We start from the raw sequence: 22,779 nt of genomic DNA, 5'->3' as shown, positions 1-22,779 counted from the left end.
AAATAATACATTACCCCTGTGCAATCACATCTGAAAACTTCTGTTTTAGATATGTCCAACACTCTAGTTGCTAGTAAGGAAATTAATAACTACAATGGGGTTTTAAATCAATTTAAATCTTGGATACACGGAGTAGGACAGTTAGGTTATTAACTAAAGATGGTAGGGATGTTATGTGAAAAGAAAACTAATTATTTCACTTTTTTCAGTCATTATAATTCTAGTAGGGATTTATTGGTATGCTGACAGGGAACTAATCGCTCTCAAAACGGGTTCGACATTGCCATTACAATGGGATACTCCATATAATAACGATGAAGAACCAATTCAGCTTACAGAACAGAATCAAGATTTAAAGAATCCAAATATACATCTTACAGAGCTCTACTACCTACCAACTTCAAAAAAACTACAATTTGGGTTATGGTACAGTAAAAGAGACTATCAACCGGATAAATCAAAAAAAATTCCAGATCGAATTTTCCAAGTTACGATTCATGATAAAAATGGTGAATTGTTTGAAGAAGATACCGTTGTTAAAACAGAAGGCCTGTTTGATGAGTTTCAACGTAGATCAATCTCTATAGATTTGGATAATCAAGACTCTATAGAAATAACCATTTCCCTGATTGAACAAGACGGAAAGATCATTACTCCAATCGAGTCAGCAAGCATTAACGTACCTTTAGATAAAATAAAACAGTGATAAGCTTAACAATTTACAACACCCTTTGGTGTGGAGAGAATCTTCTTATTGCAACTTTTTTGAAAATAATTAACTACAAGAAGCCGGGCGGATAAGTTCCCGGCTTCTTTGCTTTTCTCAATCAAACTAAGTGCGAATCGCCTAACACATGAATATTACAGTATAACTTGTATCTAACTTCTCAGAAATACCTAGAATATTTTATTGATAATTCCACAATTATTAGGGATTGTGATTAATTAAATTTTAGGTTTTTCTGTATTATCTTATAAATACATTGTTAATTCTCTCTCGATCATGATCTAAAATCCAATCGTTATATTCTATATAGACATCCATTAGCTCTTCCCTTGCTGCTGAAATAACATCGCAACCTCTATCATCATAGATATGAAATATCGTTTTCTTACTTATATTAATGAAATACACCCTATGATAAATCTTTGGCTTAATTCCAACATCATGATTACATATAGCTTTGATTAACTGATTATATTTCAAGTCCTCAACTCTACATTTAGTCCAGTACCTATACATGTTGTTCCTTGGGTCTAGGATGTCATCTGGTTCACAATCCAAACCTGGAAATATCTCAAGGCTCAAGGCTCTAATCGGCCCTTTCTTCTTGATATATTTTCTGTACAGGTTCAATTTCTTCACTTTGTGTTTAGCCTTATCTGCAAAATAAGCTTGAGTTATTAATAGGACTTCATCTTCTTGATCATGAAGAGCCTTAAATAATTCAATTGATCGCTGATAAACTTGTTCCATGTAATGCTCCGTATTCGTTCCAAACATCAGTGGATTGCCAAGTTCGAATCGTATTGCAGCATACCAATTATAAAAAAGAGGCGGTTCTAAGGTCAGGTTTGGAAAATGCTCTGCCAGGTATGTCTTCAGATCCATTCTGTGGCCTCCGTGTCTTCTATGGTTTTACAGCACCTTAATATGAGAGCTTTGCTGTTGTAAAAAAAAGAGCCCCGACCTCATAGTCGTGGCGCTTTCTCTTGCTGCATGGCACCAATTAGCCATGTAGCTTATCTCAAGCCGCTGCACCTACATGGCAGCGGCTTCTTCTCCCAGCGGCAGCGTGTAATACTGCGCCTGCTGCCCTTCATGCTGCTGGTACACAACGACCAGCAGCGTCCGGCCTTTCGCGGCAAGCGGGCTGGCGCCAGCTAGCACTCGCTCAAGCCGGAACGGAAGCACATCCAATACGGTGTGCTTCTGCAGTTCCTTTTCGCCGAGACCAAGGTCGGCGAAAGCACGGGCACCCATGACCGTCTGTGCGGTCATGGCCGAGGTCATCGGCAACGCACGCGAAGCGTTGCCGTCCACCATGTCCGCCGCTCCATCCGCGGCGGACCCTGTTGCGTCGCCCGAAGTGAGCGACGCTGCACCCCCGGCTTCGCTGCCGATCACACCCGCCGCATCTGCGGCAGAGTCTTCCCCGGCAGCAGCCGAACTTGCCCCAGCGGCACTCGCACCCGTGCCGCTGCTTTCCAGCCATGCCGTGCCAGCGGCACCGGCAACACGTGGCAGACGAACGTCTTCCGGACGTTCAGCCAGCGTTTTCATATACCCCGCCCACTGGTCTTTCTGGAGCGGATCTTCCCACCAGATTTTGCGTGGTTTGTATTTGTGGCCGAGGAAATAGTCCAGCTTCATCAAGCCGAGCACGATATCCATATGCGGCGTGTTCCGCGACTCCAGGAAGCTGTGCAGACGAGTAAACAGATCCTCCAGTTGGTGACCAATTTTCTGCCAACCCTGACCCTCCCAGTAATCCCCAAACGCCTGGAAGAAATCAAACGGCGAGTTGAACTCCTGCTCCATCAGGTACTTCAGCGTATGGTCCATCCGGTGTGCGTTCCAGTATTTCTCCAGCACATCTTCCAGCCGCTTCAAGCGCACGATGTCGCTGAACGGCAGGACATCACTGCCCAGAATCTCATACGGCGCGTGATCCATGTACGTATAATTGTACTTCTCCGCATCCAGACGCAGACCCGTACCACGCAACATTTTGAGGAATCCGAGCTGAAGCTCTTCCGGCCCCAGTGCAAACACATCGTTAAACGTTTTGCGGAATGTATTGTAATCTTCCTCCGGCAGTCCGGCGATGAGATCCAAATGCTGGTCGATTTTACCGCTGGCTTTCACCTTGTTCACGGTACGACTCAGCTTGGTAAAGTTCTGGCGACGTTTCACCAGTTCATTTGTCGGATCATTCGTGGACTGAACCCCGATCTCGAACCGGAATGTGCCCGGCGGTGCATTCTCTGCCAGATAGTCCAGTACCTCAGGACGCATAATATCCGCCGTAATTTCAAACTGAAACACCGTCCCCTGATGATTCTCGATCAGGAATTTGAACATTTCGAGCGCATAATCCCGCTTGATGTTGAACGTCCGGTCCACAAACTTGATCAGCTTCGCGCCCTTCTCGATCAGGTACAGAATATCCGACTTCGTCCGCTCAATATCGTAATATCGCACGCCGACCTCAATACTGGACAGACAGAACTGACAACTGAACGGACAGCCCCGACTGGTCTCAAAATAAACAACCCGTTTCCCAAGCTCCGGGATATCCTCTTCAAATCGGTGCGGTGACGGCAGATCGTTCAGATCCGCTTTCGGGCGTCCTGGCATGAGAATGACCTCTTCCCCTTTGCGATACGCCAGTCCATAGACAAAGTGGAACTTCTTACTCCCTTCCAGCTCCATCAAAAGCTGATGTAGCGTCTCTTCCCCTTCACCCATCACGATGAAATCAACATTGGGAATCCGGTTCATCCAATATTCCGTGTCGTAGGACACTTCCGGCCCGCCCAGCAGAATTTTCACGTTCGGCATAACCTTTTTCAGGTTATCAATGACCTTGATTGTCTCTTCAATGTTCCAGATGTAACACGAGAACCCAATCACGTCCGCACCACGCTGGTACAGATCAGACACAATGTTCATCACTGGGTCCTTGATCGTATACTCCGCCAGGTCAATATCAAAATCCTTCTCACTGTACGCCTTCAGACACCGCAACGCCAAAGAGGTATGGATGTACTTTGCATTTAATGTAGAAAGAATAACCTTCATGGTTCACAACCTTTGCCTGGACACCCAGACCATATTTTTTTGGTAAAAAGAAAGTTGCACAGCCATCCTGCCTCGGATGCTGTTCATCTAAACCCCTTTTGAACTAGCCATTCCATGTCTCATGGACATATCCAACTTTTGTCTTTCAAAGAGTGGACACTCTTTTCAAAAAGACATATACACCCTGCCAAACCCAAACCACAACATACAGTATAAAACCCACACCTCTAACCTACATGTTGTATACGATACGGTCAGCCATTCCTAACGCCAATGTCCACCCTTTGAAAGACAATTCGCTACCATTTGTCCACTCTACAGAGACACGACAACCAACTTCAAAGATTGGAAAGTGAAAATTAACAATTCATACTCAACTCACTCATACTCGTAAAACGCATCATCATCCGTATCCACTTCTTCGCCCGATTGCTTCTGGAAAAACTCCAGGAACGGCAGTCCGTACTTGCGGTACTTGACCTCACCGACCCCTTTGATATCCAGCATGTCACGTTCTGTCTGTGGACATACCACACTCATCTCACGAAGGGTCGCGTCATTGAAGATAATGTACGATGGCACATGCTCTTTCGCCGCCAGATCACGCCGGATCAGACGCAGCTGTTCGAATACAGTCTCGTTGACCGCAGATGGCATCGCATCGCGTCCACGACGTCCGCCGTAGTTCGTACCCGAAGCCGTTGCGGCTGTCTTGCGGACCACACGCTGCATCACTTCACGCTGGCCTTTGAGTACTTCCACCGCCAGTGGTTGCAGACGAACGACCGGATACTGTCCCTCGGACAGCATCAGATATCCTTCGGATACCATCACGTTGATGATCTCCGATATCTCACGCTCTGTCCGATTACCCATTACGCCGTAGGTTGGCAGAGAGTTGAAGCCGTAATCAAGCACTTTTTTGGCACGGGAGCCTTTGAGCACCGAAGCGACCAGCGATACACCATACCGTTCACGCATGCGGTGAATGCAGCTGAATATTTTCTGTGCATCAATCGTCATGTCTACCAACTCACGGTCGTCCGTACAGGAACTGCAAGTACCGCAAGGTGTATCGTCATGCACCTCACCGAAATAATCCAGCTGCGCACTGCGCAGACAACGCGTTGTGTAACAGTAATCCACCATCTGTTGCAGCTTTCGGTAATCGTTCTGTTTACGGTCGCCGTCCATCGGATTCTGCTCAATCAGGAATTTCTGGGTGATAATATCCTGTGCCCCGAATAGCAGAATGCACTGGCTTGGCTCTCCGTCCCGTCCCGCACGCCCGGCTTCCTGCACATATGCCTCCATGTTCTTCGGCATGCTGTTATGAATAACGTAACGCACGTTCGATTTGTCAATCCCCATGCCGAACGCATTGGTCGCCACCATCACCCGGATATCATCGTACAAAAAAGCTTCCTGGCTCTGGGACCGTTCATCGTCCGTCATGCCGGCATGGTAGCGTCCTGCGGGCAATCCCGCCTGCAACAAACGCTGATGCAGATCGTCCACGTCCTTACGGGTCGCGGCGTATATAATCCCCGGCTCGCTGGCATGCTCGCGCGCGTAATTCAAAACAAAATCCTTCTTGCTCTCGCCACGCAGCACGCTAAACGCCAGATTATCCCGCCCAAGTCCGGTCACATACGTCTGCGGGTCCTGCAAACGCAGCAAACGCAGAATATCGCCCATGACCTCGGGCGTCGCTGTAGCCGTAAAGGCCGCAACCACCGGCCGCTCCGGCAAACTGTCCACAAACGGCGCTACCGCCAGGTAGCTTGTCCGAAAATCATGCCCCCACTGCGATACACAGTGGGCCTCATCCACGGCAACGCAAGAGATCGGCAAATAGCCCATCTCCTCGCGGAACCAATCCAGCTCCAGTCGCTCAGGCGCGACATAGAGCAACTTCAGCTCACCGCGCTGCGCCGCGCGGATGCGATCATTCACTTCTTTGCCGCTAAGTGTACTATTAATGTACGCGGCAGCAATTCCGGCGGTCGTCAACGCATCGACCTGGTCCTTCATCAATGAAATTAACGGGGAAACAACAAGTGTCAGACCCGAATATAACAGAGCCGGGATCTGATAACAGATCGACTTACCGCCCCCGGTTGGCATAATACCCAACGTATCTTCACGTTCGAGCAGGCTGGCTACAATCTTTTTCTGTCCCTCACGGAAGTCGGGATAGCCATAATATTTTTGCAGGAGACCCTGCGCTTCTTCTAATGTAGGTGTTTGCACACTCATGTAAAGACTCCTTACTTATCACCGGTGTTTTCCCACCAGCTTGGTCCGATCCGATTCTGACATCCGAAAGCGGCTCATATCCCGCATCCTTGACAACAAAATGGCGTTCTCATGACTTGTCCGTCAAGCAAACGCCGCTCCCTTTAGTTTAACGGCCCAGCCCCGAATGAGCAACCGCGTTTTACTGTAAAACGTTTGAAGCCCCTTCATCAAAATAAAAACAACCGTCCTGCCCTAGTTGGACAAAACGATTGCATTAAACTTTTATTCACAAATCACACTCATATCATGCTAGTGTACCCGTACCCATTATCTAGTGAACCTACCACACCTTATAACTTCACACTAATCTTTTAACGACTCTACCTCAGACTCCGGCAAGCCACTGGCCTTTGCAATAACAGCAACTTCGAGTCCTAGTGAGAGCATGTTCTTCACAATTTCAATCGTCTTTCTTTTTTTCCCTTCTACTAATCCCTTTTCTATCCCCTTAGCTATACCTTTTTCCGTAGCCCACTCAATCATAGAAGCTTCGTCATGTAAATATTTCTGGCGCTCTTCCTACAAACGACGCGCTTCACGATCCTGACTCAAGAACTCCAGCGTATCCTTCACTTTTTTAACCCCAGATTCATTCATGTTGTATCACCGCCTCTTGCATTCATACGATAATACAATCCTTTCCTATGCATCAGTTGTTCATGCGTTCCATCCTCGGCAATTCGGCCATGTTCCATCACAAGGATGCGAGAGCACTGGCGAGCAACCTCCATGCGATGTGTGACAAGCAATCCTATGCTGCCTTTCATAAAGTTCAGCAAGTGATTCATTACGTTCTGTTCTGTCTGAATATCCAGTGATGACGTTGGTTCGTCCAGAATATACAGATCAGATGACCTCGTAAAGAGTCTGGCAAGCGACAGTCGCTGTTGTTGGCCTCCAGATAGATTGGCCCCTTTCTCATGCAACATTGCTGCGTATTGTCCTTCTTGTGCCTCAATATATTCATGCAAACCTGCCTGCTCTGCCGCAAGCTTTACCTTTTCCAACGTGGCGTCTATATTCAGACGGATATTGTCCTCAATCGTTCCTGAAAAGAAGGTTGGTGTCTGCGGCATATACGTGAGTCTGTACTCGTCATCCATCTCTACATACTCTGCAACATGTTTATCACCCAGCAATACGCTTCCGTTTGTTGGCTCGATCAGCCCTGCACACACTTGGCACAGTGTAGATTTGCCAGCACCGCTGGTGCCAACTACCGCAACCAGTTCACCAGGAACCAGATTAAGCATAATCTGATCCAGAATCTTTCGACCACTGTCTTCATCGGTTACCGTAACCTGTTGAAGACGTAGCATGGCAATTTCGTTCTCTTTATGTGCCCCTTTTTGTGTATTCCCTTGATCTTGGTTACAACTTCCCTGTGCAAGCTCCTCGTGCTTAGTATTGGATGAGTATGTCTTCTTGTTCTCCGCCAATTTCAACCATGCAGAGATACGTCCAAATGCACCCACGCTGGCTTGCATCTGACTCCACTGGCTGGACAAGCCGAGTACTGGCCACACCACCAGTTCAAACAGCAGACTACTTGCAACAACCATGCCCGGAGACAAAGTTCCCCTAGCCGCTGACAAAGCAATAAGGAACAACGCTGCCAATTGAGCCAGACCAAACACCGCCATCGCCACGTTATCCGACATGCTCAGGGTCATCTGCAACTTAGCCTGAACACGATTCAGTGATTGCTGTTGTGTCCGAAAACGAGCGAGAAACCACGGTGAAGCATTATACATCTGAATCACCGGTATCCCTTCAACATACTGTTGGATCTGTTCTTGGGATTTGCCTTCCCTGGATTCGACCTCATCGGACATATGTACAATTCGCTGATCATACAACCTCGCCGTAAACCAGATTGCCCCTGCACTTACCAAGGCGATAACCGCAACCCATGCATCTGCTCTGTACAAGTAACCCAGCGATAAAGCAATGATGAATACAACCGTAACACCCTCTGCAATAGCCTCCACAACTTCTGCACCATGCTTGGTGTCTTCTTTGAGGCGAAGCATCACATCTCCGGACTTCTGTCTGCGCACCCAGGAATAAGGCATCCGGTTTAACAGTTTCAACAGATCCATGGACATATCCCGTTGCATCGATTCTTTGAGCCATACCAGCACGTAACGATGCATCGCGAGCAATACAATAAATCCTGCCAGAATGGCGATAAAGATCATTGCGGTGGCATTAAGCTGTTCCTGTCCCCCATCATGAATAGCATCCACGAAGAATCCCTGTACAAAGGCAAGTCCCCAATCAAAGACCGCATCTACTGCGATAAAAATGAGCAAGATCGCTACAGCTAATCCATAAGGCTTCATCCAGCGAAAAATAACGGGCCATACCGTTGCCAATGATACAGCTTGCTTTGGGTCATCTGGAACATCACTTTCGTTCATCTGATGATGAGCTTCTATTTCAGACTTTTCATTTTCATTATTTTCATTTATTTCATATGCTCCACTTTTCTCATGACTGCTCTTCATTTCAACGTCATCGGCATATGCTGCATCTTCAATCTTGTTACTCATGCTGTCCCTCCACTTCCGTATCCTGCTCCGCAATATAGCTTCGATATCCGTTTGGCCGATCCAGCAATTCACGATGAGTCCCCGTATCTTCGACGCGTCCCTTCTGAACATAGATGACCTGATCCGCCCGTTCTATCATCGATAATCGATGAGTAACTGCAATAACCGTTGTGCCTTTGTCAGCAGTGATTCGGGCAAAGAGATCATTCAATCGATGCTCATGCCACGGGTCTTGAGATGACGTCGGTTCATCCAACAATAGTATATCCGGGTTCCTCAGCATCGCTCTCGCTAAACTAATACGCTGAAGCTCACCACCCGACATCGTCCCGCCCTGTGGCTGAAGCTCTGTCCCATAGCCGAGCGATTGACGCATAATCGCGTCATGTGCATGTGTCATGTGGGCCGCGACCTCTACTTGATCGGCAGATACCCCCTCTTGTCCAAAAACAATATTCTCTTCCACTGTACCTGTGAAAATAAAGGCTTGTTGCGGAACATACACCTGATTGACATTCCCTGTCTGAACTTCGTGCATATCCTTCAGTGAACTCTTCTGATCCATGACCTGGATCGAACCAGTAACAGGTCTATCTAATCCGGCTATCAATTTCAATAACGTGGTTTTTCCGCACCCACTTGGCCCTGTGATTACAGTAAGCTTTCCTTTCTTGGCCTCAAAAGAAATATCTGTTAACACTTCTTCTTGCTCCGCATACCTATAAGACACATGCTGCACGTTGATGCCAGCCGGTTTAGATTGTTTTTCAAGCTGCACTAAATACGTATCGGGCCGTACATGTGTATTTGTACTGGTATTAGCAACCGTGTTCTTTCTCTCCAAATCCAGCACCTCAAAGATTCTGGACGCATGAGAAGCCGAACCAATAAAATTATTCCACAGCCCAGATAACGACTCAATCGGACGAGTTAACTGACTGCTTGCTACCAGAAAAGCTGCCAATCCTCCTACATCCATATGTCCATTCAGGACCTGCATGCCGCCTAGATAGAGAATCAGAATCATGCCACCATACGTCGAGACCCGTCCGGCTGCTTCCGAAAGTCGTTGTAACACAGATACGGACATCGTATGTCTGAACACTTGATCCATTCGATCTTTGAAATGATAGTGTACATAACCCGCGAGTCCGTAACTTCGGATCTCAACTGGGGCTTGGATGATCTCAGTCAGTATCTCATCTCTTGACGCTGCGCTGGCATTCAACTGATCATGCTGTCTTTGTAGACGTTTACCAAGTCCTACCGTTACAAGAGGATAGATCAAAGTGAATGCAATGATAGCCAACGACAGCGGCAAGTTCACCCAGCTGAAGTAAGCAAAGGCAAGAATCAGCTGAATGATATTTTTGGCGAGTTCAATGCCATGTTGATTGATCCCCTTCTGTGCTTCCTTGGCTGAAGTCCAGATCCTGGAGGTTAGGTCACCCGTATGATAATGTGCCAGATCGCGTGTCTCTGTGTTGCTAAAGGATGAGAGCAGTAGAGACTGCACAGACAATAATGTCTTTTGCTGGAATAACGTCTCGACCCTCGTCATGAATGCGGTTACAATCAATCGTAATACGACAATGCTAACGCCTATAATCAACCCTGAGTAGAGTAACGAAAACTGTGCTTCAGTCGCGCCTTTGACCAGTCTTCGGATCGATTCCAAATAACCGACCTCAATCAGGGAGACCATACATGCGGCGAAAAGTAACAGAATGATGAACATACGGTACTTGCCCGTTAATGTCCATAATCGAGTTAACATGCCTAACGTTGTATAAGTTCTTTTGTCAGCAAACATGGATGGTTTCTCCAATCTTGTCATTAAATTATGTACTTGGTTATGATATCATCGGTGATAAGGAAAAAATGAACATTTATTGCTGTAAGTACTATTAGAAGTAGGGAGATTGATATGCAACACGATTTGCTAGGCACATTGGATAAGCTGTTCGACTACATAGAAGACCATATTCAAGACAAATTAACGCTGGATCATCTGGCATCTGTGACTCATATATCGAAGTTCCACCTGCATCGCATGTTCAAACATGTAAGCGGACAATTGCCTGGAGAATACATTCGCTCACGCAAATTGGCACGCAGCCTGGAGCAATTGGTGAATCTGAACTGGAAGATTATCGATATCAGTGGACATTACGGGTTTGAACATGAACAATCCTACATACGTGCTTTCAAACAAGCCTTTGGCATTACACCCCTACAGTATCGCAAACAGGGAGCTGGAGACCTTGAATTCACTGCCCGCATGACTTCGTCCATGATCACGATGCTTCCATATGGATATATTTTCAAACCAACGTATGTACGAAAACCGGCTATGAAACTCATTGGGCAACGATCCCATATTCGGTATACAGATAATGAAGAACACTATGAAGCTAATTCAGCAGGCAACGACTTTTTTGAAAAACACTTTCATTCGATTCCTAATGTGTTGCAGCCCAACGTATATATCGGATTTACCAATGAAATTAACGAGGATTACAGTACATATCAGCCGTCTATAGAAGTAACCAGTTTGGATCATATCCCTGAAGAACTGGACGGAATTGAGGTCCCGGCCAACCAGTATGCCGTATTCAAATTTGTCTGTGATTTCCATCCAAGTCTGATCAATATTGATCATCTGGACAGTGTCTGGACATTTATTGATGAATATTGGCAGAGCCATTCAGGGTATGAGAAGAGTGATCCATACTATTTTGAAAGAATTGATGGCAGTCTGGCTCAGGACCACTACGGAGAGTTGGACATTTATATTCCTGCAAAGCAAATTTCACTGTAAGCTGCATATGGAGGTTCAACCTTATGGACTCAAATACTCAAGCTAATTCAAGTTCATCCCATACAAATTCTCGCAAACCTTGGATACGTAGACACCCTATTCTCACTACATTTACATTGTTGATTCTTGTACTGTTCGTTGCCGTATTCCTGTATTTCTGGCTCCGTCCTTACTTCTCTACGTTTGACCGTTCCGAGCTGGGGGAATTGAGTTATTCCATGCCTTCAAGGAATGGTGAGTATACTGCCGAGATTTATGGTGTGCCCTATGGTGGTGCGGCAGGCGGCGTTACAATCTGGGTCGATGTTAAGAAGACAAATGCCCCTGAGGACGCCACGGTAAAAACGATCTATCGTGCCAAGCACCACGGAAATAACCATCTCGAATGGGAAAGTGAAAACACACTCCAGATTGAAAACTGGAATGAATATACGGATGAAAGATCAGTCTGTGCGATGCCCGGCACCCGAAAAATAAAACAACTTAGCAGCTAATATGACGGCCCTGAACACTCAAGGTCTCATCTTAATGCGTAATCCTCACTGCACCGCATGTCAGAAGTTCCAACGTTCTGTATGCCTTGTGAAAATTACCAAATGCTACTTTCATTACACCATGGCAAGAGATACACGCGGCACGAGAAGCATTAAAAGCCCCACTCACCGACTCTTTCGGTTAAGCGGGGCTGCTCTTGTTCTGCATTATATCGTTTATTTACTTATACTTCATTGTGATCTAATATGCTTGTTCATTAACAACTTCGTAGCTATCGGACTTTAAACATATGGCAGCATCATAATTTATCTATTATATCTATTCTACCTCTTAATATTGTTCTGCTTCTGCTTCTGCTTCTGCTTCTGCTTCTGCTTCTGCTTCTGCTTCTGCTTCTGCTTCTGCTTCTGCTCACAATTGTGATTGCGAGTTGCATATGGCTACAACCATCTTTATAGACATTTTATTCGAGACTATTGCTAAAATGGTCGTGCTCAACCTTCTTTTCTCCCCCGTCCCTGCGAGGGGGTCATGCCCTTGTACTGTTTGTATAACTTCGTAAAATAGTTGGCATTGTCGCAGCCGACTCTGGCGGCAATCTCCGTAATGGTCAGACTACTGCCTTGCAGCAGTTGCTCTGCCTCACTCATCCTGCACCCGTTTACGTATTCCACAAAGGTGCGTCCGGTCAGCTTTTTAAACATTTTGCAGAAGTGATACGCATTTAATCCCACATGACTTGCCGCTTCCGTAACAGACATCTTACCTGTGGGGTCCGCTTCAATCTGTGCAATTAACTGTTTGAAACGTTCGCGGTTTGGAAAATACGATCCGACCGATTTTTCCGGTAGCTGCTGCGGCATAAAGGTTCGCGCAAGCAGGGTGAACAAGGCATGCAGTTTAGACTTCACCACGAGCTGATAAGCCGGGGGCTGTAACGTCATTTCCTCCACAGCTTCATTCAGCAAAGAATAATAGCCTGTGCAGGTTGTGTTTTCCTCTGCCGGTTTGACCGGAAATCTCACTCTTCCTTCCAAGTACGGCGCGACATATTGCTCATGCACAGGATCATGAGTGAAATCATGGAACAGTGCACGGTTGATCACAACGGAATCATAATGCACATCCCCCTCATCCAGAGCATATCCAACATGCAATGTACCTCCAGGAATGATGATGACCTCACCTGCTCCAACCACATAAGATTTGCTATCAATATGAAACAGCGCACTTCCCTTGCGCATGATAATCAGTTCGAAATGTTCATGCCAATGCAAATACAGAATGCATTCTTCAGCTTTCATATCTGAACACCGATTTTGGAACAGCTGAAATGGATGTGATTTATGGTCAATTCGGGTATTTTCGTGAAGCGCTTTCAGATCCAGCACGACTTCTTCCCCCTCTACACAAGATCCGACTATTATTACACAAGATTGTTTAGAGCCATCCCTTTAATCCACGGCTATAATGAGTGTGTCACGAAGTACTATAAGCCAATATTGGAGTGAAATACAACCATGAATAAATCATTACGCATCGGTACCCTTGTAGGCGGGCAGGACGCCGTCCGCGTTATCCCGCAGATCATGCAACACGGCTTTGAATCATTTAACCTGACCTTCTGGCAAACGACAGGCGATCTGGATCTGGCCGAGACTGCCAAACGTGTCCGTGAAATCGTGGACGAACAAGGCATTGTTATTTCAGCGGTGAGTGTGTTTGGTAACCCGCTAACTGGAGCCGGAGACAACGCTGATACATTGGCAAGCTGGGAGCGGGTGATTGATCACGCACAGCTCTTTGGTGCAGATATCGTCTCCGGGTTCACCGGACGTCTGACCGATCAACCCATTAACGAGTCCATCCCCCGGTTCAAGGAAGTATTTGGTGAACTGGCACGTCGGGCAGCAGACCGGGGTGTACGCATTGCTTTTGAAAACTGTGATATGGGAGGAACCTGGCAGACAGGCGACTGGAACATCGCACATAACCCAACGGCCTGGGAGATGATGTTTGATGCTGTTCCGGATGAAAATGTAGGCCTGGAATGGGAGCCTTGCCATCAAATGTCCAGCCTGATCGATCCTATTCCACAGCTACGCAAATGGGCTCATAAAGTCTTCCACGTACATGGCAAAGATGCCACGATTGCCTGGGATATTGTCAAGGAATATGGCGTGCATGGCCCACGTGAATTTGTCTGGCACCGCACACCTGGCTTCGGGGATAACAACTGGGCAGACATTATTACCATTCTGCGCCAGAACGGTTATCAGGGCACGATTGATATTGAAGGCTGGCATGATCCCGTCTACAAAGACGAACTCGAAATGACCGGACAGGTGCATGCATTGCGATATTTGAAACAATGCCGCGGCGGCGATTTTGTGCCCAATCCGGTATAGGAAACCAACCTCAACTTATACCTAATTTACTGTACTGCTGGCCGGAGGATGGATAACAACCTTAATTTATCTATTCCTCATTTCCCCAAAACAATGCGAGCTGTATAACACAATCCATGCAAAGGAGATGAGAACATGACTCATCCTTATCGGGTAATTATCGCTGGCTGCGGTGCCATGGCAAACACGTGGGCGGATTATGCCTTGCAAAGGCCGGATACAGAAATCGTGGGACTGGTCGATCTGTATGAACAGACAGCCCTTGCTTTTGCTACAAGACACGGCCTCACCTGCCCTACGTTCACCGATATCCGTGAAGCCATTCAAACGACTGGTGCAAATATCGTATTCGATGTCACGATTCCGGCGAGTCATTACGGCATTGCCATGACAGCGCTGAAGGAAGGATGTCATGTATTTGGCGAAAAACCACTGGCAGAGTCCTTCTCAGACTGCACAGATATTGTGCAAACCGCTCGCAGCACAGGACACATTCAAGCCGTCATGCAGAACCGCCGGTTCGATCCGCGTATCCGCGCCTACCAGCACCTCATTTCCGGTGGAGCTATAGGGCAGGTAGGTTACGCAGGAGCCGACTTCTTCATCGGGCCACACTTCGGCGGATTCCGTGACCTGATGGATAGCCCACTGCTGCTCGATATGGCGATACATACGTTTGATCAGGCACGTTATATTCTCGGAGCCAACCCAGTATCGGTGTACTGCCATGAGTTCAATCCTCCAGGTTCCTGGTATCAGGGCAATGCGATGGCGTTATGTATATTTGAGATGTCTGACGGGTCCGTATTCAACTATCGCGGGTCCTGGTGCGCAGAAGGTGTACCCACATCATGGGAAGCAAGCTGGCGCGTAATCGGTGAAAAAGGAACCGCCATCTGGGATGGTCATGATGACATCTATGCTGAAGTAGTTACTGCGCAAAGCCTGGATGCTGATGGAAAACCATCCTTTTTCCAACCAAGTGAGCGGATTGAAGCAGAACTGCCTGTCATGGACAAAACAGGTCATCACGGCTGTCTCGAAGACATGTTCGCTGCACTGGAATCCGGACGACTACCTGAGACCGATTGTAGCGATAACCAGTTCAGCATGGCCATGGTCCTCGCTTCCCTGGAAAGCGCACGCACAGGCCAGAAAGTCTTCATCGCCGATCTACTGAAAAACACATAGCAAAGCGCCTGTGTTTATCAGTAGAAATAAAGCCCAAACTGCAAAGTTCAGCAGTTTGGGCTTTTTTGTTTTTTTTACCTACTCTTATTCTAAAAATGATGTCGTTCAAAAACAGTCGCGCTCGATAGTAAAAGTAGTGCAGGGAACGAAATCGATTCTGAAGAAGCAAAGCGTTCGCCTTTATCACCGATTTCGACTTTACAAAAGTCGATCAGGAAATCCGGGGATAACAGCGATCAAAAGAACGATTCGTAACCGGAACGGCTGCTTCGCGAGCAGTAAGTATTTTTTTCTGAACTTTCATCATTTTATATAATCCCTTTTTTCATTGCCTTGTACACCAACTGCGAGAACAGGCTGTTGGACCAAGCAAACCATGGTCTAGTGAACGTGTTTGGATCATCGGCGTGGAAGCCCTCATGCATATATCCAGTACCCGCATCCGTGTTCTCCAGCAATTCAATCATCGCCAGCATTTCCTCGTCATTGTCTGCGGTCAGACCCTGCATGGATAGCGCCATGTGCCAGATGTATCCCGGAGGGGTATGGGGGCTGCCAATACCTTTGGCTACCTTCCCTTCATAATAGAACGGATTTTCTTTGCTCAAAATAAATCGACGAGTGTTCTGATACACCATGTCTTCAATCGAAGCATACTCCATATACGGTATGGACATCAGTCCAGGTGTGCCCGCATCATCCATCAGACAAAAGTTGCCGTAACCGTCCGTCTCATAGGCATAAATCTGCCCATACTCTGGATGACGGTAAGTACCGTACAGGGCAATACCGTGTCGTATTTCTTCTTCCAAACGAGCCATCCGGCTTACCAGTTGTTCATCCCGGAACACCCACTTCGCGATCTCCCCCATCTGGCGCAAGGTTACCGCAGCGAACATGTTCGCCGGAATATTATAATGAAAATCACAGGCATCATCACTCGGACGAAAACCGGACCAGATCATGCCCGTATAATTCACTGGCATACCCAATCCTTCATTACGTAGCGTATCATGGGCTGGACAATTACGGCGCATGAACCGGTAAGATGAACGCTCTGCATGATGCTGTTCTATCTCCCATAGGTGTACGATATTCTCCATCACTTTCTTGAAGCGCTCATCGAATATATCCGTAAGTTCAGTCTCCCGCCAATATGTATAAGCCAGCTTCATGGAGAAACAGAGGGAATCCAATTCAAACTTTCGTTCCCACACCCAGGGCGACATCTCCGTCTCATCATTGGCATCCCAATGCCATCCATTCGCCGTTTCATTGAATGCATTGGCATAGATATCCATATCAGCGTAGAACGTATGTCGTTTGATCAGGCCCCCAATGATACGCTGCAACTTCTCGTCATCCTTCGCAAGCGGAACATAATGCATGACCTGCTCTACAGAATCCCTTAACCACATCGCGGGAATATCTCCTGTAATTACAAAGGTTGTCCCATCATCCAGTAGCTTCGTGGTCGTTTCCAGTGTGTTCGGAAAACAATTGCGAAACTGAGCCAGCAATCTCGGTCGATGTTGCAAACGCTCGTCCGCCTCAGTCAGAATATCCTGCACAGCTTGCGGCAATTCCAGATGCGGCATAGGGATTTTCGGTAATCTGAACTGTTCCATGGATGTCGTCTCCTTATAACTATATTGTTATTTTTGTTATGATAATTTATAATAACATTATTATTTGTAAGTGTACTGTGTCAGAAGATGATCGTCAAATGAAGGAGTAATGATATGTCACGCAAAGTATCCATTCAGACGCTGGCTGACCAGCTCGGATTATCCAAATATGCCGTCTCCCGCGCACTCAGTGGCAAGACGGGTGTCAGTGAAGCGACACGCGCACGGGTACTCGAACTCGCTCGGGCTTTAGGATATCGCCAAAGTACTCCTGGTGCTAGTAATAGTCCTGCTACTGCAAACCATACAGATCCGTCCGATCCCCCGTTTGTTCTCATTTGCATGAATCAGCTCAACCGCGGTGAACCTCACTACTGGCAACGTGTTCTGTCAGGCATGATCTCCGCCTGTAATGAGCGTGGTTGGCATCATGCCATTGTATCTCCCTCACTCGGAGTGACGGACGAGAACACCTCTCCCGAAAAAGCTATTGCTCCTCACTTGGACTGGGAACGTTGTGCCGGGATTATTGTCATGGGGGCTTTCCCGCATACGGTTCTGCAACGACTTTCTCAGACGGGTCGGCCTATTATTTTGGTAGATCATCAGGAACCCCTGCTAAATTGTGATACGATCAGCCATGATAATCTGGAAGCTGGCATCACCGTCGCTAGATATCTAATGTCTCTGAATTGCCGACGGATCGGCCTCATCACAGATGATGGTCGTGCTGCGAGTTTCGCCCAGCGGAAAATCGGGATTGAGTTGGCTCTGAACCATTTCCATGTGGACACCAGTCATACGACCAGCTTCAGAGAATGGAATATTCCGTATGAGAACGGCGAATGGGTTAACCAATTGGCTACCGCCATTCAAAACATGCCAGATGACAAACGTCCCGATGCCTGGATTGGTGTTAATGATGATATTGCTTTGCAATGGATGCATAAATTACAGGAGATGGGCATATCCACGCCTAAAGATTGCCTTGTCATCGGTATCGACAATGTACATTCTGCCGTTACGTCCTCCCCGCCCCTGACCACAGTTAACCTGTGCAAAGAGGAACTTGGACAGCGTGCGGTGGAAGCTTTGCAACGCCGGATCGAACGCCCGGGAACGCCGAAAGAGACGGTTATGTTATCGACTACGTTGATTCCAAGGGAATCGGCATAATTCAGAAAGGGTAACTGCTCTTTTCTGAGGATGGATTCGTTAGGTACTTGCCTTTCCCATAAATCTGGTGCATACGAAAGAGGCCCCGCATACCATTATGCAGGGCCTTTTCGTATATTAGGCTTATACGCTTATATGTCTCTATACATCCACACTTAAATCAGTTGATCAATCCTTATATCATCCATTCAAAGCATCATTTACTTCATGTCTGAGAATTGTACTACTGGTTATTTCAGCCAAGGCAGGCTATCGTACGACGGAAGATCCACTTCCCAATTCACATCACGGAACTCACGGTGAACCACCGTTCGTTTCAAGGTGAACTTGGTAGCAGAATTCTGATGGAGTCCATGAACCATTAATTTGAGATCACTTGTAACATATTTTTCGTCATTATTTATCTCTTTAATCGAATTTAGAATTGAAACGGGATATTCGATTCCTTCACGATCAACCGCCACCCATTTGTCCCCGGCAATTTCGTTGGAGAACTCTGCACTTCCTAACAATACAAGAGGATGCTGGTCATCGGTTCCACTACCCGATGGAATATAACTCCCTCTTTCTGGATCAAAGTTATACCCATTCAAAACGACTCTGTCACCCGATTGCTCAAATATTGTGGTCGTGAGAGGGAGTTGTTCAAGATCAATTTCGATAGACTTTTCTTCCTTTACCGGTAAGGTGTAGCCATCTAATACAAAGCGAGTATTCTTCGCGTCCACCGTCACAAATGCGGGGTCCCACGTCTCGGATAGTTTCAACCAACCGCCATTTTCGTTCGCTTCACTCAGATCACGGAGCCGGAACTTCGCCTGTCGAGCGTAAGGCCTGCTTCCGTTAAATATTCTATACTCATTGGTTTCAGGAATTTCGATGTGATACAGGATATCCATCTGTTCCTTCCAATCCTCACTCACTTTAGCCTGCAGTTGATCATTCAAACTGACATTCACATCAAGACGGGTTCCGCTTGGCGTTCTTACAAGTTGTGTCATGTCTAGCTTTAACCCCTCCGGCGTGGTATACGTATTATTCATAGGAGTCATAGTAGCCATTGCTTTTGCTTTTGTCATGTCGATGTTGAATTGGAAACTCCAATCTACTGTTGTATTATTTTTTACCGTTGTGTTAGTACCCGCATCATAATAATCAGGTATTTTTAGAAAGTTTAATTCTCCGCGTACGACAATCTGATCTGGAATAACATCATTTAATTGAAATACGAATTTTCGATAATTTATACCACTAGGCTGGGAATTCACTACAGGAACAGCAACCAAATTACCATGTACATCTGTAATATGAATCTTCCCTGCTTCTGGAGTAACGACTGGTATCCTGATGTCGTCCGGGCTAGTTTGCTCCGTTAAAAACACAATTTGTGAACGATCGACAAGCACATCTTTGATCTCGAATGTGTATCCCTGATCTTCAATCTGAATGTTCGGATTAACCACAAGCCCTGGTGGCTTCAATCGCTTATAATCTTCAGTGAGGAATGCTTCCCTTATTTCTGTAGGTACTGGTATATCGGGTAAACGAGGAATATTTACAGCGCTCACTACCGGCTGCTCCGGTGCACCTGTCCGATCCCAAGCCAGCAATGCACCTCCTCCAAACAGGAGCACAGCCGCAGCCACAATCCCCGTACGATATATCCATCTTGTCTTGGGTACCTTTCTCGACCATGGACTTTCAGCTTCGTCACGTTCCATAGACACGTCATCCAGCTTCTGCATGACCTTAAGCGTAAAATCCGCATCCGGCTCCTCACGGTACAGGTGCTCCTCCCACAACCGATCTTCATCCCTTGAAATAGGCTTCATACGTAGCTAAACCTCCTTTGCGTTCCATTTGCTTCCTCAGCGTTTTTTTCCCGCGATAAAGGGCGTTGCGCACTTTGGTTGAACTCATGCCTGTAATGTCTGCAATCTCTTCATAGCTCAGCTCGTTTGTGTACTTCAGTAATAACACCAGGCGATACGATTCAGGTAACTGTTCGAGCTGTCGATATATTTCACGCTGCATCTCTTTATGCAGCACACGTTTTTCCGGTGTTTCATTACTGACAGGTTCGATCCCTTGATCGACTGGAGACATGACGGGTTTCTTTTCCCGTATAAAATCCCGCATCCGATTCACCGCAATGGTGTATACCCACGACGAGAAACTGCTTCCCTCCCGCCGCGACGGGAGATAACGATAGATGCGAATGAACGTATCCTGAGCGAGATCCTGTGCATCCGGATGACTCGCGCCCATTCCGCGCATGATGCCGTAGACTTTATTTTTATATCGATCCACAAGCACGGAGAACAACTGCTTATCCCCTGCAACAATGCGCTGAATCAGCTCCTCCTCCGGTATCTGTTGAGTCATGTAATCCCCCTTCTCTACAGCTTCCATGCATGGTTCTGTACTATATAGACGGAAGCCGTTCCCGAAACCTCTCACTTTATCCAAAAAAAAGAATTCGCCCTTTTCGGCGAAGCCGATTGGGTGAACTCTGCTTACCAACATTCTGTAATTGCCGCTGCACATTCTCTACAGGTTTGGTGGTGAACTTTATGGCAACCCAAATCACACATTCCGTGGTAGCCTCTTCCTGCTATCTTACCTTTCCTGTCTTACTTGCCTTTTAATCTTCCCTGTTCTTCTCCGCAACAAAATCAGCAAGCTGGGAATAGATCGCCACAATCTCATCCATCGACATGCGCACGAGCCCACTGGACGACGGAGCGACGAACTCCTGAATCTCCTTGACGACCGGGTCGTCCTGAAATCCCCATTGCAATTTGGCACGTTTGCTGTACTGGGTGTATACACCTTTTCCGACAAAACAAGCGATGTCCGGTCGGTATTTCTCCAGCTTTTGCCGTAAAATCTGTCGTCCTTCTGCGTACTCTTCCTTCGTAATATCCTCCATACCTCTGGTGGGACGGGCCACAATATTCGTGAATCCATATCCCAGCTTCAGCAACTCTCCATCCTCCTGTGCATCATATAAACGCGGGGTTAATCCCGACCTTTCAAGGATGCGCCAGAACCGGTTTCCTTTGTAAGCATAATGATGACCCGTCTCTCCAGACGTAATGCTCGGGTTGAAGCCAATAAACAATATCGATAAACCAACATCCAGATGATCTGGAATCATGATGGAAGGCCCCCCTTATCTTTTTTAACTAATTACATCTTTCGTGTGTGTATAAAATGATATAATAAGCAAAGCATTTTCGAAATCGGATTGAAATTTTCATGAAAAAGGAAGCTGAACTAATGATTGCAGACATCATGCTTGAAGTCGTCCTGCCCGTCTTTCTCCTGATCGCTGTCGGATCCTGGATGCAAAAGGTGTTCAAGCTGGACTTGTACACACTCGCCAAAATCAATTTCTATTGTATTACCCCCGCAGCCGTCTTTATGAGCATGTACCACTCGAATATGTCGGGCGAACTGCTTGGGACCGTGACACTCTTTTACGCGATATATGTATTGATTCTCTATATTGTAGGTTCTGTAGTTGCACGCTCGCTTCGGATGAATAAAGGCATGAAGGCTGCTTTCAACAACAGTATTATGCTGGATAACGCAGGCAACTATGGACTGCCCATCAATGCACTGGTATTCCGCGGCGATCCACTCGCCTCTTCCATCCAGGCGCTGGTCATGTCTTTGCAGGCATTACTGACGTTCACCTATGGTGTATTGTCCATTCAGGGCGCGAAGCTCAAAGGTAATTACCGTGCGGTGATTATTGGATTTCTTAAAATGCCTGTTCCATATGCACTCTTGCTGGGGATTCTGTTACACATGTGGAAGGTTCCCTTGCCTACGTTCCTGTCCATGCCGCTGACCTATGCGCAGCAAAGTATGGTTGCCGTGGCGCTTCTGACACTCGGGGCACAGATTGTAAAATATCCAATTCAACTGTATCGCCTTGATGTGTATATTAGCACATTTTTGCGTCTTCTGATTGGCCCGGCTATCGGGATTTCAATTGTGCTTCTGCTTGGGTTGGAAGGTATCGCTGCACAGGCACTCATTATCGCTTCGGGTATGCCAACCGGTGTCAACGCATCCATCCTGGCGGAAGAATACGATAACGAACCCGATTTTGCAGCCCAGACGGTGCTAATCTCAACGCTCTTGAACATCATTACGATTACGGCGCTGATCTCTTATGCCAAAACGTTCTGAAATTTTAGAATGGAATAAATATCCTTAGCATTCATAGAACGGTCTGTCTTCACATTGTGGAGATGGGCCTTTTTTCATCCATTACATTAAGCAAATGCCACAGCACCCTTTTTAGAATAGATAAATAGTCCCTTTATTCCCTGAAATAAGTATACGCTCGAAATTTATTATGCTAAGATTTAGGAGTTTCCAAAAT

17 protein-coding genes and 1 pseudogene are annotated in these 22,779 nt (G+C 46.7%); 7 read left to right on the top strand and 11 right to left on the bottom strand.

Annotated features, from left to right (window positions below; translation table 11 throughout):
• The first annotated feature begins 175 nt into the window (after positions 1-175).
• Positions 176-706 carry a hypothetical protein gene (locus tag MKY44_RS05760; RefSeq protein WP_341006380.1) on the top strand — a complete coding sequence of 177 codons (531 nt, stop codon included), beginning with the start codon at positions 176-178 and terminating at the stop codon, positions 704-706.
• A 261-nt stretch (positions 707-967) separates the two neighbouring features.
• Here the strand turns inward: MKY44_RS05760 and MKY44_RS05755 are convergent, their stop codons facing one another.
• From MKY44_RS05755 to MKY44_RS05730, 6 genes and pseudogenes are all read right to left on the bottom strand, one after another.
• Positions 968-1,612 carry a DUF3885 domain-containing protein gene (locus MKY44_RS05755; protein ID WP_341006379.1) on the bottom strand — a complete coding sequence of 215 codons (645 nt, stop codon included), beginning with the start codon at positions 1,610-1,612 and terminating at the stop codon, positions 968-970.
• 150 nt (positions 1,613-1,762) lie between these two features.
• On the bottom strand, positions 1,763-3,805 hold the full coding sequence (locus MKY44_RS05750; protein ID WP_341006378.1) for a B12-binding domain-containing radical SAM protein: 2,043 nt from the start codon (positions 3,803-3,805) through the stop codon (positions 1,763-1,765).
• Between the two features lie 378 nt (positions 3,806-4,183).
• Entirely contained in the window at positions 4,184-6,064 is a 1,881-nt protein-coding gene (gene recQ, locus MKY44_RS05745) for a DNA helicase RecQ (protein WP_076251653.1), read from the bottom strand.
• A gap of 345 nt (positions 6,065-6,409) precedes the next feature.
• Positions 6,410-6,703, bottom strand: a pseudogene (locus MKY44_RS31500) (Rpn family recombination-promoting nuclease/putative transposase); the annotation flags it as partial.
• Positions 6,700-8,451, bottom strand: a complete 1,752-nt coding sequence (locus MKY44_RS05735; RefSeq protein ID WP_445670676.1) for an ABC transporter ATP-binding protein — start codon at positions 8,449-8,451, stop codon at positions 6,700-6,702. The gene MKY44_RS05735 and the pseudogene MKY44_RS31500, both read right to left, overlap by 4 nt.
• Before the next feature lie 202 nt (positions 8,452-8,653).
• Positions 8,654-10,474 (bottom strand): ABC transporter ATP-binding protein, encoded by a 1,821-nt coding sequence (locus tag MKY44_RS05730; protein WP_341006375.1) that lies wholly within the window; start codon positions 10,472-10,474, stop codon positions 8,654-8,656.
• A gap of 114 nt (positions 10,475-10,588) precedes the next feature.
• Between MKY44_RS05730 and MKY44_RS05725 the strand changes: the two genes are divergently transcribed.
• Both MKY44_RS05725 and MKY44_RS05720 read left to right on the top strand, forming a co-directional pair.
• On the top strand, positions 10,589-11,482 hold the full coding sequence (locus MKY44_RS05725) for an AraC family transcriptional regulator (RefSeq protein WP_341006374.1): 894 nt from the start codon (positions 10,589-10,591) through the stop codon (positions 11,480-11,482).
• Between the two features lie 23 nt (positions 11,483-11,505).
• Complete coding sequence (locus MKY44_RS05720) at positions 11,506-11,976, top strand: DUF5412 family protein (RefSeq protein ID WP_341006373.1); 471 nt, start codon at positions 11,506-11,508, stop codon at positions 11,974-11,976.
• Between the two features lie 495 nt (positions 11,977-12,471).
• On the opposite strand, the gene MKY44_RS05715 is transcribed toward MKY44_RS05720, so the two are convergent.
• Positions 12,472-13,368, bottom strand: coding sequence for a helix-turn-helix transcriptional regulator (locus tag MKY44_RS05715; RefSeq protein ID WP_341006372.1), 897 nt, complete (start codon positions 13,366-13,368; stop codon positions 12,472-12,474).
• 129 nt (positions 13,369-13,497) lie between these two features.
• Between MKY44_RS05715 and MKY44_RS05710 the strand changes: the two genes are divergently transcribed.
• Together MKY44_RS05710 and MKY44_RS05705 are read left to right on the top strand one after the other, a co-directional pair.
• A complete protein-coding gene (locus MKY44_RS05710) occupies positions 13,498-14,385 on the top strand; it encodes a sugar phosphate isomerase/epimerase family protein (protein WP_076214488.1) in 888 nt (295 codons plus the stop codon).
• 135 nt (positions 14,386-14,520) lie between these two features.
• Positions 14,521-15,576, top strand: coding sequence for a Gfo/Idh/MocA family protein (locus tag MKY44_RS05705; RefSeq protein ID WP_341006370.1), 1,056 nt, complete (start codon positions 14,521-14,523; stop codon positions 15,574-15,576).
• A 308-nt stretch (positions 15,577-15,884) separates the two neighbouring features.
• On the opposite strand, the gene MKY44_RS05700 is transcribed toward MKY44_RS05705, so the two are convergent.
• Positions 15,885-17,204 (bottom strand): glycoside hydrolase family 125 protein, encoded by a 1,320-nt coding sequence (locus tag MKY44_RS05700; RefSeq protein ID WP_341006369.1) that lies wholly within the window; start codon positions 17,202-17,204, stop codon positions 15,885-15,887.
• A 114-nt stretch (positions 17,205-17,318) separates the two neighbouring features.
• On the opposite strand from MKY44_RS05700, the gene MKY44_RS05695 reads away from it, so the two are divergent.
• Complete coding sequence (locus tag MKY44_RS05695) at positions 17,319-18,380, top strand: LacI family DNA-binding transcriptional regulator (RefSeq protein WP_341006368.1); 1,062 nt, start codon at positions 17,319-17,321, stop codon at positions 18,378-18,380.
• A gap of 230 nt (positions 18,381-18,610) precedes the next feature.
• Here MKY44_RS05695 and MKY44_RS05690 read toward each other — a convergent pair whose 3' ends face one another.
• From MKY44_RS05690 to MKY44_RS05680, 3 genes are all read right to left on the bottom strand, one after another.
• Positions 18,611-20,212: a DUF4179 domain-containing protein gene (locus tag MKY44_RS05690; RefSeq protein WP_341006367.1), complete on the bottom strand. Its 1,602-nt coding sequence runs from the start codon at positions 20,210-20,212 to the stop codon at positions 18,611-18,613.
• Complete coding sequence (locus MKY44_RS05685) at positions 20,190-20,765, bottom strand: RNA polymerase sigma factor (protein WP_062832928.1); 576 nt, start codon at positions 20,763-20,765, stop codon at positions 20,190-20,192. Before MKY44_RS05685 ends, MKY44_RS05690 begins: the two co-directional genes overlap by 23 nt.
• A gap of 259 nt (positions 20,766-21,024) precedes the next feature.
• Positions 21,025-21,540 carry a mismatch-specific DNA-glycosylase gene (locus MKY44_RS05680; RefSeq protein WP_341006366.1) on the bottom strand — a complete coding sequence of 172 codons (516 nt, stop codon included), beginning with the start codon at positions 21,538-21,540 and terminating at the stop codon, positions 21,025-21,027.
• Positions 21,541-21,662: 122 nt separating this feature from the next.
• Here MKY44_RS05680 and MKY44_RS05675 point away from each other — a divergent pair, with 122 nt between their 5' ends.
• The gene (locus tag MKY44_RS05675) at positions 21,663-22,583 is read left to right on the top strand and encodes an AEC family transporter (RefSeq protein ID WP_341009791.1); all 921 of its coding nucleotides are present in this window, start codon (positions 21,663-21,665) and stop codon (positions 22,581-22,583) included.
• Positions 22,584-22,779 lie beyond the last annotated feature (196 nt).

The organism is Paenibacillus sp. FSL R7-0026 (genome assembly GCF_038004485.1).
Classification (GTDB): Bacteria; Bacillota; Bacilli; order Paenibacillales; family Paenibacillaceae; genus Paenibacillus; species Paenibacillus xylanexedens_A.
This window is presented reverse-complemented; position numbering and strand designations above follow the sequence as displayed.